This is a genomic window from Janthinobacterium silvisoli (assembly GCF_014200725.1).
In the GTDB taxonomy this organism is placed as follows: domain Bacteria; phylum Pseudomonadota; class Gammaproteobacteria; order Burkholderiales; family Burkholderiaceae_D; genus Janthinobacterium.
Genome location: NZ_JACHCL010000005.1, coordinates 75202 through 87260 on the forward strand (window position 1 = coordinate 75202; position 12059 = coordinate 87260).

The 12059-nt window shown below is 58.3% G+C and carries 15 protein-coding genes; 3 read left to right on the top strand and 12 right to left on the bottom strand.

Annotated elements, in window-relative coordinates; all coding sequences use genetic code 11:
- Nucleotides 1-2: 2 nt before the first annotated feature.
- The 5 genes from HDE75_RS20735 to HDE75_RS20755 form a co-directional block, all read right to left on the bottom strand.
- A complete protein-coding gene (locus tag HDE75_RS20735; RefSeq protein WP_183680031.1) occupies nucleotides 3-221 on the bottom strand; it encodes a YqaE/Pmp3 family membrane protein in 219 nt (72 codons plus the stop codon).
- A 94-nt stretch (nucleotides 222-315) separates the two neighbouring features.
- Entirely contained in the window at nucleotides 316-897 is a 582-nt protein-coding gene (locus HDE75_RS20740; RefSeq protein ID WP_183680033.1) for a TerD family protein, read from the bottom strand.
- Between the two features lie 40 nt (nucleotides 898-937).
- Nucleotides 938-1633, bottom strand: a complete 696-nt coding sequence (locus tag HDE75_RS20745; RefSeq protein ID WP_183680035.1) for a TIGR00266 family protein — start codon at nucleotides 1631-1633, stop codon at nucleotides 938-940.
- A gap of 45 nt (nucleotides 1634-1678) precedes the next feature.
- Nucleotides 1679-2254: a TerD family protein gene (locus HDE75_RS20750; protein ID WP_183680037.1), complete on the bottom strand. Its 576-nt coding sequence runs from the start codon at nucleotides 2252-2254 to the stop codon at nucleotides 1679-1681.
- A 130-nt stretch (nucleotides 2255-2384) separates the two neighbouring features.
- Nucleotides 2385-3458, bottom strand: a complete 1074-nt coding sequence (locus HDE75_RS20755) for a DUF475 domain-containing protein (protein WP_183680039.1) — start codon at nucleotides 3456-3458, stop codon at nucleotides 2385-2387.
- Between the two features lie 114 nt (nucleotides 3459-3572).
- Between HDE75_RS20755 and nhaR the strand changes: the two genes are divergently transcribed.
- Complete coding sequence (gene nhaR / locus HDE75_RS20760; RefSeq protein ID WP_183680041.1) at nucleotides 3573-4475, top strand: transcriptional activator NhaR; 903 nt, start codon at nucleotides 3573-3575, stop codon at nucleotides 4473-4475.
- A gap of 23 nt (nucleotides 4476-4498) precedes the next feature.
- On the opposite strand, the gene HDE75_RS20765 is transcribed toward nhaR, so the two are convergent.
- Nucleotides 4499-4954, bottom strand: a complete 456-nt coding sequence (locus tag HDE75_RS20765; RefSeq protein ID WP_183680043.1) for a hypothetical protein — start codon at nucleotides 4952-4954, stop codon at nucleotides 4499-4501.
- A 296-nt stretch (nucleotides 4955-5250) separates the two neighbouring features.
- Here HDE75_RS20765 and HDE75_RS20770 point away from each other — a divergent pair, with 296 nt between their 5' ends.
- Nucleotides 5251-6591, top strand: coding sequence for a hemolysin family protein (locus tag HDE75_RS20770; protein WP_183680045.1), 1341 nt, complete (start codon nucleotides 5251-5253; stop codon nucleotides 6589-6591).
- On the opposite strand, the gene HDE75_RS20775 is transcribed toward HDE75_RS20770, so the two are convergent.
- The 6 genes from HDE75_RS20775 to HDE75_RS20800 are packed head-to-tail and all read right to left on the bottom strand — an operon-like array spanning nucleotide 6592 to nucleotide 11760.
- On the bottom strand, nucleotides 6592-7647 hold the full coding sequence (locus HDE75_RS20775; protein WP_183680047.1) for an AI-2E family transporter: 1056 nt from the start codon (nucleotides 7645-7647) through the stop codon (nucleotides 6592-6594).
- Nucleotides 7648-7691: 44 nt separating this feature from the next.
- Entirely contained in the window at nucleotides 7692-8288 is a 597-nt protein-coding gene (locus tag HDE75_RS20780) for an SCO family protein (RefSeq protein WP_183680049.1), read from the bottom strand.
- A gap of 22 nt (nucleotides 8289-8310) precedes the next feature.
- Nucleotides 8311-9204 (bottom strand): heme o synthase, encoded by an 894-nt coding sequence (gene cyoE / locus HDE75_RS20785; protein WP_183680051.1) that lies wholly within the window; start codon nucleotides 9202-9204, stop codon nucleotides 8311-8313.
- Entirely contained in the window at nucleotides 9205-10374 is a 1170-nt protein-coding gene (locus tag HDE75_RS20790; protein WP_183680371.1) for a COX15/CtaA family protein, read from the bottom strand. It lies immediately after the preceding gene.
- 29 nt (nucleotides 10375-10403) lie between these two features.
- A complete protein-coding gene (locus tag HDE75_RS20795; RefSeq protein WP_311735147.1) occupies nucleotides 10404-11033 on the bottom strand; it encodes an SCO family protein in 630 nt (209 codons plus the stop codon).
- Nucleotides 11014-11760: an SURF1 family protein gene (locus tag HDE75_RS20800; protein WP_183680052.1), complete on the bottom strand. Its 747-nt coding sequence runs from the start codon at nucleotides 11758-11760 to the stop codon at nucleotides 11014-11016. Before HDE75_RS20800 ends, HDE75_RS20795 begins: the two co-directional genes overlap by 20 nt.
- Nucleotides 11761-11796: 36 nt before the next feature.
- On the opposite strand from HDE75_RS20800, the gene HDE75_RS20805 reads away from it, so the two are divergent.
- Complete coding sequence (locus HDE75_RS20805) at nucleotides 11797-11997, top strand: twin transmembrane helix small protein (RefSeq protein WP_183680054.1); 201 nt, start codon at nucleotides 11797-11799, stop codon at nucleotides 11995-11997.
- Nucleotides 11998-12059 lie beyond the last annotated feature (62 nt).

Here is a 12059-nt window from a genome sequence, read left to right on the forward strand (position 1 = left end):
ATTTAAATCACCCGACTACGCCTGCGCATGTAGCTGCGGCTTACGGCCCCTTCCAGTTCCTGCTCCGTCTTGTGCTGGTTCACCGTGTGCAGGGCCCACAGGGCCCCCGGCACCCAGCCGATCACAGTGCACTGCAATATCAGGGCGGCGGCACCGGCCAGCGGGCGCCCCAGCAAAAAGAACGTGAGACATGGAAGCAGCAGGGCTATCAGCAAACGCATCACAACATACTCTCCTTCAATCTAAGAGCAGCGGGCAAGGCCCGGTATCCGGTCCGTGTCCCGCCCGCCGCGAACTACTCCTTGGGACGACTCCTTACAAATGCGCCGCGATCTGTGGCATCAAATCGTCAAAGGTACGGCCATTGCCGTTTTCGCCGATCGCGTGCATTTTCCATTCGCCGTTATGGCGGTACAGCTTGGCCATGATCTGCGCCGTGTGGGCGCCTTGTACCGACAGGTTGAAACGCGCGATTTCCTGCTGGTTGCTCGCATTAACGATGCGGCAATAGGCGTTTTCCACCTGCGAGAAATTCTGGCCCGTGAAACTGTTGACGGTGAAGACCAGGCTTTTCACCTGCGACGGCACTTTCGTCAGGTCGACATTGATCTGCTCGTCGTCGCCATCGCCGGCGCCGGTGCGGTTGTCGCCCGTGTGAACGATGCTGCCATCGCGGCTTTTCAGCTGGCGGAACCAGACGATATCGGCCAGCTTGCTGCTGTCATCGAACAGCACGCAAGACGCATCGAGGTCGATGGCTTCCGTTTTCGCACCGAAACCGAAAAAACCCTTGGTCTTGATCGAATCCCAGCCCAGGCCCATGGTGATACGGCTCAGGCTAGCGCCAGCTTCCTTGTCCAGCGAGATCTTCTGGCCCTTGCTCAAATTGACAGACATACGTTTTGCTCCTGATGATTAAATTGAATGTATGACTTACTTACGCCGGCTTGCTTTGTGTCCAGGCAAGGAAGGCTGCACGGTTGCGCGAACACACGAGGATCTTTCCTGTTCCCCTGAATTTCAGCACGATGCCTTCGCCGCTGGTCTGACTATTGATCAGATTGCCCAGGAATCCGCCGCTGCTGCCGGTGGTCATCGAAATTTCGTATTGCAGGCGGTTGTCCCAGCACACCACGTGCGAGTTATCGATCACCACGTCCTTGCCAGGCGCCACTTCCAGTTCGGACATGGCGCCGAAACCGGATACCGCCAACTGGCCGCTGCCTGCCGTCTCGGTGATGAAAAAGCCACCGCTCTGGGCAAACAGCGCATTGCCAAGGCTTTGCGTGCGCACCTTCAATTCCACGCCAGAAGTGGCCGCCACGAAGGCGCCATCGCTGATCATGTATTGCTGGCTACCAATGTCCAACACCCGCATGGCGCCTGGCAAGGTGGGCGACAGCAAACAATCGCCATCGCCGCGCAAGGCCTCGATATGCTGCTGAAAGAAAGACTCGCCGTTGGCAAAGGTGCGCATCAGCGCAGCGCCTATGCCACCCGTCATCTTGCCTTTCAGCTCGAGATTGGTTTCCATCATCACCATCGCATCGGACTCGCAATAAATCTTCTCGCCTTTGGCCAGCGCGATATGCAGAAACGGATCGACCTCTCCGGTCACATTGAAAATTGGCATACAGCAACTCCTTCTTGACGATGGTGACAATAGAACTATTGCAACTTAGACGCCCACACCGAACGATGCCGCTAATGGGCCGAGACCGCCCTTGTAGCCTTGTCCGATGGCCTTGAATTTCCAATCGGCGCCATTGCGGTAGATTTCACCGAAGACCATCGCCGTTTCCGTCGAGCCATCTTCCGACAAGTCGAAGCGGGCGATTTCCGTATTGCCGTTTTCGTTGACGCAGCGCACATAGGCCTTCGATACCATACCGAAATTCTGCTTGCGCGCTTCAGCGTCGTGGATGGTCACGCAGACGGCGATCTTGTCAACGTCGGCCGGCACCTTGGCCAGGTCCACCACCACGCTTTCATCATCGCCATCGCCGGCGCCGGTGCGGTTGTCGCCCGTGTGGGTAACGGAGCCATCGCTCGATTTGAGGTTGTTATAAAAAATCATGTCGATGTCGGCGCGCACCTTGCCGTCCGCCTTCAGCAGGAAGGCCGAACCGTCGATATCGAAGGCGGCGCCATCGGTGACGCGGGCATCCCAGCCCAGGCCGATGATCATTTTGGCGATGCCAGGTGCTTCCTTGCTCAGGTTAACGTTGCCGCCTTTTTGCAGATTGATAGCCATGATGTGTTACTCCTATTTAAAAATAAAAACACCTGGCGCCCTCCACCGGCCCGACTCCCCAGGCCGGCGGCGACGCTTGCTGCCTCATGCTGGCAAACGGGTGTGAACGTTTGCCGCGGTTTGCTTGCGATTAAGCCTTGGCCGCTTCCAGCTCAGGCTGATCCTCACCTTCCAGCAAAGCCATCCTGCGCTTGTAGCGGATCGACGACCACAGCGAAGCCAAAATAAACGCCACGCCGATCAGGCCCGTGAAGATCTCGGGGATGTGGAACTTCATGCTGGCCAACATGATCAGCGCCAGAATGCCGATCGCATAATGCGCACCGTGTTCAAGGTAGACAAACTCGTCCAGGGTGCCCTTGCGTACCAGGAAGACCGTCATCGAGCGTACAAACATCGCGCCGATGGCCAGGCCCAGCATGATGATCACGACATCCTTGGTAATCGCAAACGCGCCGATCACGCCGTCAAAGCTGAACGAGGCATCGAGCACTTCCAGATACAGGAAACCACCGATACCGCCGCGCTTGACGATGTCACCCACATTGCCGTTGCCGTTATCGCCTTCCAGCAAGCCACTGATCACATCCACGCCCACATAGGTCAGCACGCCCCACAAGCCGGCCGTCAGCACCACCAGTTTCTGGCCCGGCTCTATCATGCTCAGGCTAGCCATCAGGGTGCCCAGCGCGATCATCACGGAGATCGACGATACCTTGCCCAGCGCGCCCAGTTTTTCTTCAAAGCGGCCCAGCCAATGGGTTTCTTTCTCGTCATCGAGCAAGAAGTTCAGGAACACCAGCAGCAGGAAAATACCACCGAAGGCCGCCACTTCTGCGTGGTGATTAGTCAGGTGCATTGAATACTGCTGCGGATCGCTCAAGGCCAGGTCCCATACTTGCAACAGGCCCAGGTCTGCCGCCTGCGCCACGATCACCAGCGGAAATAACAAGCGCATGCCGAACACGGCGATGATGATGCCCACGCCCAGGAACAGGTTTTGCCAGAATTTGTCCCAGGTCTTCAGTACCGAGGCATTGACCACCGCGTTGTCGAAAGACAGCGACACTTCCATCACGCCCAGGATCACCGCGATACCCAGCGCCGACATCATGGCCGAGACGCCGCCATGGGTATAACCCCACCAGGCCGCAATGGCCAGGCAGACAAATGTCACCAGGAATGACACCCTGAAATGCTTCATCGAATTTCCTTGTTGTCATGATTGAATGACAGGCAGTATAGGGGCGCGCGATTGATTAAAAAATGGAAGATAATGGAAGCATTACTTCGTAAAAACAGAAGATAGGACGCAGGCATGAAAACCACGGGCTTCAATTACCGGCATTTGTATTTCTTTTGGGTCGTTGCCCGTGAAGGGGGCGTGACGCGGGCGGCCGAGCGCTTGGGGTTGGCCGTGCAAACCATCAGCACCCAGCTGGCGCTGCTGGAAAAGGAACTGGGCAAATCCTTGCTGCAGCCACAGGGACGCCGTCTGGTGCCCACCGAGGCGGGCCGGCTGGCGCTCGGTTATGCGGACCAGATTTTTCTGCTCGGCGAACAGATGCAGGATGCGCTCAGCGACGCCGATGCGGAAAAAATGCGACTGACCGTCGGCATTTCCGACTCGCTACCGAAACTGATGGCCTACCGCATGCTCGACGCCACGCGCAGCCTCGATAAACCCGTCAAGCTGGTGTGCCTGGAAGATGAGTTTGAATCCCTGCTGGCCGACCTGGCCCTGCACAAGCTGGACCTGGTGCTGACCGACCGCGCCGTGCCGGCCGGCGCCAGCTTGCGCGTCTCGAGCCATTTATGGGGAGAAAGCTCGATGAAGCTATTCGGCGCACCCGCGCTGGCGGCACGTTATCGGCCCGGCTTTCCGGATAGCCTGACTGGCGCACCCTTTTTGCTGCCGGCACGCAATAACGCCTTACGCGGGCGCATCGATGAATGGATGGTGCAGCAAGGCGTGCGGCCCGACGTGGTGGGCGAATTCGAAGACAACGCCATGCTGAACGCCTTCGGCCGCAAGGGCCTGGGCCTGTTCTTCGCTTCGGCCAGGCTGGCAGCCGACATTGAGGAACAGTTCGGCGCCGTGCTGGTGGGCGAGGCAGCGACCTTGCGCGAACAGTTTTATGTCATCTCGAACGAACGCAAGATCAGGCATCCGGCACTGGACGTGATCCTGGCGTCAGCAGAAGGGGCACAAATGCATTAAAACCGTTCGCCATCCATTTTCGTTCAAGCACCGGCCACCTGGGCGTAAGCGTCGGCAATCTGGGACTTGAGCATAGCGATGAATTCGCTGCGGGCCTTCAGCAAGTTAAGCAACTCGCTCTTCTGATCGAAGCTGGCTTCATTCAACAATTGCTTGCTCGACGCGGCATTCAGTTCGACGGCTGTTTGCAAGTGGGCATCGATCTGCGAACGAAAGGCGTTGGCCAGCAGTGGACGCACTTTTTGGTATATCTTCTCGGCAGTGGAAAAATCGGCCGTCATCGCACTGACCAAGGTGCGCAGGACGCTATTCGGGTCCGCTTTCGCCTTGTCCAAGTCCAATATCGCTGTTTCAGTAATGGCCAACAAGTCCGTATGCGCTTCACCAAGCCGCTTGGCACGTTCTTGCCTAGCAGAAAACTCATGCTTCAAACGCTCGATACGGGCAGCATTGAAAAAAGTAAAGATGCCACCGATCAAGGCAGCAACTACCGATGACGCTAAAATGACGGACCACCAGTTTGTGAGCATGCGCTGGACTCCTGAAGTAAGGTGAGGTGAACAAAATAATAAGGGGACGCCAGCATGGTAGCCATCGCCTCCACAGTCTATGGCTGCATCATTTGGACGTATTGATGATGATCAAATCCAGGCATGCGCGCGTACTGCCATGTGGAAAAAACGGGCGAGGAGCGTATCAGGCACAGGCAAAATTAGGTTATGCCGCCCTTCGTCGTTTAAGATGACGTTTTTATAGCCCATCTTATTGCGCCCCCATGCACAATGTCTTGCTAGTCCTGCTCGCCCTCTTCCTGGTCGCGCTGAACGGTTTTTTTGTTGCCGCCGAATTTGGCATCGTTACATTACGGCGCACACGCATCCGCGCCATCGCCAAGACACGGGGACTACGGGGACGCATCCTGGCCAAGGTACATGGCGAACTCGACGCCTACCTGTCCGCCTGCCAGCTGGGTATCACGCTCGCTTCGCTGGGCCTGGGCTGGGTAGGCGAACCGGCCTTTGCCGGCCTGGTTTCCCCACTGTTTGCCGCCCTCGGCGTCACATCGCAAGAGCTGATCCACGGCATTTCCTTCGTGCTGGCCTTCAGCGTGATTTCCTTCCTGCACATCGTAGTGGGCGAACTGGCGCCAAAATCGCTGGCCATCCGCAATCCGGAAGCGATCGGCCTGTGGAGCGCCATTCCCCTGTATGGCTTTTACTGGACCATGTATCCGGCCATCTACCTGCTCAACGCCAGTGCCAACTGGGTGCTGCGCGTGGCGGGCCTGTCCGGCAAGGGCAGCCACGACGCCCATTACTCGTCCGATGAGCTGAAGCTGATCCTGCGCACCAGTCAGCCTGGCGAGAAATTCACGCGCGACGAACGCAATATCCTGGCCCAGTCGCTCGATTTCGAACAGATGACGGTGTCCGACCTGATGCGTCCTATCAATGAAGTGAGCGCCCTGTACGCTTCGCAAAGCCTGGAAGAAAATCTGGAGACGGTGCTGCGCAACCGCTTCAGCCGCTACCCGTATTTCGATACCAATGGCGACGACGTGCTGGGCGTAGTGCATCTGAAAGACTTGTTCTTTGCGCAGCAAGCCGGCAAACCGATCACCGCGCTGACGCCGTTTTTGCGTCCGGTGGACATTATTTCCGCGCGCACGCCGGCACTGGAACTGTTCCGCCGCTTCCGCGACGGCGCGCCACACTTCGCGCTGATCGGCGAAAAGAACAAGCGTCCGCTGGGTTTTATTACGCTCGATAACTTGCTGGGCGCCATGGTCGGTGAAATCCGCGATGAATTCCGCCGCAATGAAAACGATTGGCTCAAGCAAAGCGACGGTACCCTGATCGGCAAGGCCAGCCTGCCCATCTTTTCACTGGAACGCATACTCGGCATCGATATCGAAAACGAGGAACTGGGACTGGAAGACGTGGAATCGGTGGGCGGCTTGATCATGGTCAAGCTGGGCGATATCCCGAAACAGGGCCAGCGCATCACCTTTGTCGACTTCGATATCGTCGTCAAGAAAATGAACGGGCCCCGCATCGTGCTGATCAAGGTGATCCCGAAGCAGGAACGGGATCTGGACGCCGACCTGCGCGACTAATTACTTAACCTGCGGCACGGAGGTCTCGCCCACCGTCCAGGTTTGCAGCAGGCTGTACAGCACCGCCAGCAAAGTCGGGCCGATGAACAGGCCCACGAAACCGAAGGCCAGCACGCCACCGAGCACACCGAGCAGCACCAGCAGGAACGGCAGGCTGCTGCCACGGCTGATCAGCATGGGCTTGACCACATTGTCCACGCCGCTGATCAGCAAGGCGCCCCACACCAGCATGAAAATGCCCCAGCCCGTATGGCCCTCGCTGAATAGCCAGATGGCGGCGCCGCCCCAGATCAGCGGAGGCCCTACCGGCACCAGCGACAAAATAAAGGTGGCGATACCCAAGAGGGCTACGGCAGGCACGCCGGCGATCAAAAAGCCCGCCACCGCCACCAGCGCCTGCGCCAGCGCCGTGCCCAGCAAGCCATACATCACGCCGCGCACGGTGCGGCTGATCGTCAGCAGCACGCCCGGCGCGCTGTCGCCGATGATGCGCGTGCTGCCCGTCAGCAAGGCTAGCTGCAATTGCTGGCCATCGCGATACAGGAAGAAGCTGACGAACACGGCCAGGCTGGTTTGCGCCACGCCGCTGCCCAGCACGATGCCGCCGGAAGCGAGGAAATGGCGCGCCGGTTCCAGCATGGTCTTGCCCAGTCTCAGCAATTCTTCGCGGTCGCCGATCAAACGCCGCAGATAGCCATCGATGGTCTCGCCCACCAGCGGAATGCTGGCCAGCCAGGAAGGCGGCTGCAAGCCACCCGCTTCCAGTGCCGCGCGGATCTGGTCATACATGCGGGAAACATTGTCGGCCAGGTTGTAGGTGACCAGTACCAAAGGCAGCACGACCACCAGCACCAGCGAGACCGTCATGATGGCGGCAGCCAGGTTGCGCCGGCCTTTCAACCGGTGCAGCAGACGCAGGTACAAGGGCCAGCTTGAGATGCTGACGCAGACGGCAAACAGCATCGCCGCCAGGAAGGGCCGCAAAACAAAAAAGCAGCCGATCACCAAAAAGATGATGGCTGCCAGGCGGGCATACGGCTCGAAACGTTTTTCCATAAACCCTTGTATCCTGAAAAAAGCGCCCATCGGGCGCGATCAGCTCAGGATAGCAGAAGTTTAAGATCGTGCGCTACTGCCGCCGGGGTTTCGCCGTGGCGGATGAACAAACGGATCTTGCCTTCGCGGTCAAACACATAGGTGCCGGCCGTATGGTCGACCGTGTAGCTATTATCGGTTTCGCCCTCGACCTTGGCGTAGTAGACCTTGAATTCCTTGGCCACCTTGGCCGTTTCATCGAGCGTGCCATACAGGCCCACGAAACGCTTGTCGAAGGCAGGCACGTATTCAGCCAGCAACTTTTGCGTATCGCGCTCGGGGTCGACGGTGACGAACAGCACTTGTACCTTATCAGCATCCGGCCCCATTTCCTTCATCACCTGGGCCATGTCGGCCATGGTGGTAGGGCATACGTCGGGGCATTGTGTGTAGCCAAAGAACATCAGCACCAGCTTACCCTTGTAATCGGCCAGGGTACGGCGCTGGCCCGTGTGGTCGGTCAGCGAGAATTCACGCGCATAGGCGGCGCCCGTGATATCCATGCTCTTGAATTCCAGCTTGGGCGCGGCCGGCTTGCCGCAGCCTGCCAGCAAGGCGGTGGCGAACAAAGCAGTCAACAGCAGATAAAAACGTTTTTTCATGGTCAGCATATTCAAAAGAAACTCAGAAGAAGAGGTAATGGTCGACCAGCAAAGCCACGAATAAGAGCGCCAGGTAGACGATGGAATAAGCAAAAGCCTTGCGCGCGATCAAATCCGTGTAATGGCGGTACATCTTCCATGAGTAATACAGGAAACCGGCGTTCAAGGCGATGGCGGAAAATAAATAGATCAGGCCACTCATGCGCACGGCGTACGGCAGCAAGGTGGTGGCGGCCAGCGCAATCGAGTACAGCCAGACGTGAAATTGCGTAAACTTCAAGCCATGCGTGACGGGCAGCATGGGCAAGCCGGAACGGGCGTAATCGTCACGGCGGTACATGGCCAGCGCCCAGAAATGCGGTGGCGTCCAGATAAAGATGATCAATACCAGCAGCCAGGCTTGCATCGGCACGTCGTTGGCGACAGCGGCCCAGCCCAGCGCGGGCGGCATGGCGCCGGACAGGCCGCCGATGACGATGTTTTGCGGCGTGGCCGGTTTCAGTATCAGGGTATAGATCAGCGCATAGCCGACAAAGGTGACAAAGGTCAGCCACATGGTCAGTGGATTGACCAGGTAATACAAGGTCGCCATGCCCAGGCCGCCGATCACCAGCGCGAACACCACCGTCTGCTTGACGGTGATATCGCCCATGGCCATCGGACGGCGGGCCGTGCGGGCCATGCGCGCATCGATTTCACGCTCGGCCAGGCAATTGACGGCAAACGCTGCGCCCGCCAGCAACCAGATGCCGATGGTGCCGAACACGACAGCATGCCAGTCCGGCAACTCGTCGCTGGCCAGAAACATGCCGATCACGGCGCAAAATACGGCCAGTTGCGTCACGCGCGGCTTGGTCAGCGCCCAATACTGGGCGATTCTAGGGGCAGGTTTACGGCTGAGTGTCTGAGTAGTCATTTATGGGGTACGGGAAATACTGCCGAGTGCCGGGGGCACTGTCGCGGCGGCGGAAGCGGAGGTCCGCGCAACATCGAGTTGGAATTTAGCCCTGTAGTTTAACATGGTCAGCAACAACACGAGCAGCGCCGCCCCGCCGTTATGCAGCACAGCAATCGCCAACGGCCAGTTCAGGTAAATGGTCGCCAGGCCCGTGCAGGCTTGCACGGCCAGGATCACGGCGATCCAGCGGGCGGGTTTGCGCAGCGACGGCAAGGACCATGCGCGGTAGACCGTGTAACCGATGCCGAGCAGCACGAAAAAGGCGAAATTGCGGTGCACCCAGTGGATCGCCGTCAATGCAGAAAACGGCAGATAGTGGCCGGCAGCCGTCTTGCCCAGTTCGCGCCACAAATGGAAACCGTGTTCAAAATCCATCTCCGGGATCACCTTGCCGCCACACAGTGGAAAATCGGTGCAAGCCAGCGTAGCGTAGTTGGTGCTCACCCAGCCGCCCAGCGCGATCTGCGCCGTCAGCAGCACGGCCGAGAAAATCGCCAGCGCGCGCACCGGGCGCAGCACGGACACATCGGCATCGGCGCGCAATACAGGCGCGACGGCATTATCCTGGCGCCCGCCCAGCCAGGTCAGCAAAGCCAGCAGCCCCATGCCCAGCAGCAAGTGAATAGTGACGATAATCGGCTGCAGCTTCATGGTCACGGTCCAGGCGCCAAACGCGCCTTGCAGGCAAACAAACAGGAATAGCGCTGTCGGCAGTGCGGGAGCGAACTCCTGCCGTCTGCTCTTGCGCCACTGACGCCACGCTTGCACCATCATCGCCACGATCAGCACGCCGATCGCCATGGCCAGGTAACGGTGCGTCATTTCGACCCATGCCTTGAACACCGTCACGGGTCCGGTCGGCATCAAGGCTTCCGCCGCCACGATATGTTCATGGGCCAGGAAAGGATTGGCCGAACCATAGCAGCCAGGCCAGTCCGGGCAGCCCAGGCCGGAATCAGACAGGCGCGTAAAGCCGCCAAACATGATCAGGTCGATGGTCAAAAACACGGCAACCCAGACCAGCTTGCGGTATTTATTCGCGTCGGACGAAATCCAGACGACGGTCAGCGGCAGCAAGGCCACCAGTAAACCAGTCAGACCCAGCTGGGCCAGTGCAGAAAAATGCATCGTAGGCATAGTAGATATCAACCTCTTCTTTAACCGATCGCCGAAGCTTTGAGCAGCTTGGCGATATCTTTTTTTACTTTGCCCGGATCGGCATCTTTCGGGAAACGCATCATCAGGTTGCCCAGCGGATCGATCAGATACAGATGATCCTGGGCACGATCACCGGCTTCCACCGGCAGCCAGGCTTTCAAGGCGTCGCTATTCACGCGCAGCATATTGGTGCCGTCGAATTCGCGCATGATCATGGTTTCCAACGGTTGAGCATCCGTTACCAGCCAGACTCTTTCGATGCGCTCCATTTCCTTGCCTTGCATCAGCCGCAGCTGCTGCATGGCAAACAGCTGCTTCTGGCATGCGTCCTGGCAATCGGACGGCCCTGTTTGCAGCAATATCCACTTGCCCTTGAATTGTGCCAACGGCGAAGCCTTGCCATCGAGTTCGGTCACGTTCAGCTGCGCTTCAGGGATAGGATGCAAACGCGGGTCGATCAGCGCGCCATAATTGTTGCGGCCGGTGGGCTTGATCACGTAATACGTCAGGTAGGAAGCGACAATCGGGAAAGCACACACGGCGATCACGGCCAGCAATTTGAGGCGGCCACTCTTTTGCGCCTGCCGTTCCTGCCTGCCTTGCTGTATTTCAGGGTTGTTTGTTTGCACGTCGAAATCCTGTCAAAACAAAAAATAAAAAAGCCATCAGAGCCAGTGCGTACCACTGGAATGCATAGCCACGGTGCTTGTCTGCTCCCAGGTCGGGCGCGGGCCAGTCGCGTACGGGAAGCTGGCTGGCGGCTGGCGCGTGGTTGGCATCGACTGTTTGTTCTATCAAAATGGGTTGGAAGACGAATCCGCTGGCATGGGCCAGCTGGGCGATCTCGGCATTTTGTACGATGGCGTGCGGTGTCAGCGGCGGTGCCGTGCCCAGTTGCATCACGTGGCCCGCATTCAGGCGGGCAATGCCGGTGATGGTGACGGTGCCTGTGGGCGTCGCGTAGTCGGGGATGCGTGTGCGCTCGACATTGTTACGCGGCAACCAACCTTGTGCCACCAGCACATGCATGCCGGAACCGTCAATCTGAAATGGCGTCAGTACGTGGAAACCAGCCTGGCCCTGGTAGGGGCGGTTGTCCAGGTACACCGTCCAGGCGGGCACAAAGTGGCCGGTCACGCTGACGCGGCGAAACTCGATGGCGCCAGCTTCGCTGGGTGGCAAGGGTGCGGCAGTCAGCATCAGCGGTGCGGCCAGGTTACCTGTTTGCAACTTGGCGGCACGGGCGAGTTTTTCTTCGGCGCGGCGCTGCTGCCATTGCGCCAGCGATACGCCCAGCGCTACCAGTAGCAGCATTACAACAAAGGGGATCCATCTAAAACGGAAGCGTATACGCATTACAATGGAACCTCCTCAAACAGGGCCTTGCCATCCATGAAAATCATTGTCGCGATTGCCTTTATCCTGATCCTGGCCAGCCTGGGTTCAGCCCTGTTTTTCCTGATGCGCGACAAGGGCAAGAGCAACCGCACCGTGCAAGCGCTGGCCATGCGCGTGGGCTTTTCGATCGCCCTGTTCCTGCTGATCTTGCTGGCGTACAAACTCGGCTATATCCAGCCGACGGGCATCCACTAATATTGCCTCATTGGCAAACTTTTCAGACCAAGAAAAAAGCCGTACCCGGGATATCCCGGCAC

Coding starts and splice junctions, on each gene's coding strand:
- HDE75_RS20735 (WP_183680031.1), bottom strand. CDS start 221: ATGCGTTTGCTGATAGCCCTGCTGCTTCCATGTCTCACGTTCTTTTTG.
- HDE75_RS20740 (WP_183680033.1), bottom strand. CDS start 897: ATGTCTGTCAATTTGAGCAAGGGCCAGAAGATCTCGCTGGACAAGGAA.
- HDE75_RS20745 (WP_183680035.1), bottom strand. CDS start 1,633: ATGCCAATTTTCAATGTGACCGGAGAGGTCGATCCGTTTCTGCATATC.
- HDE75_RS20750 (WP_183680037.1), bottom strand. CDS start 2,254: ATGGCTATCAATCTGCAAAAAGGCGGCAACGTTAACCTGAGCAAGGAA.
- HDE75_RS20755 (WP_183680039.1), bottom strand. CDS start 3,458: ATGAAGCATTTCAGGGTGTCATTCCTGGTGACATTTGTCTGCCTGGCC.
- nhaR (WP_183680041.1), top strand. CDS start 3,573: ATGAAAACCACGGGCTTCAATTACCGGCATTTGTATTTCTTTTGGGTC.
- HDE75_RS20770 (WP_183680045.1), top strand. CDS start 5,251: ATGCACAATGTCTTGCTAGTCCTGCTCGCCCTCTTCCTGGTCGCGCTG.
- HDE75_RS20775 (WP_183680047.1), bottom strand. CDS start 7,647: ATGGAAAAACGTTTCGAGCCGTATGCCCGCCTGGCAGCCATCATCTTT.
- HDE75_RS20780 (WP_183680049.1), bottom strand. CDS start 8,288: ATGAAAAAACGTTTTTATCTGCTGTTGACTGCTTTGTTCGCCACCGCC.
- cyoE (WP_183680051.1), bottom strand. CDS start 9,204: ATGACTACTCAGACACTCAGCCGTAAACCTGCCCCTAGAATCGCCCAG.
- HDE75_RS20790 (WP_183680371.1), bottom strand. CDS start 10,374: ATGCATTTTTCTGCACTGGCCCAGCTGGGTCTGACTGGTTTACTGGTG.
- HDE75_RS20800 (WP_183680052.1), bottom strand. CDS start 11,760: ATGCGTATACGCTTCCGTTTTAGATGGATCCCCTTTGTTGTAATGCTG.
- HDE75_RS20805 (WP_183680054.1), top strand. CDS start 11,797: ATGAAAATCATTGTCGCGATTGCCTTTATCCTGATCCTGGCCAGCCTG.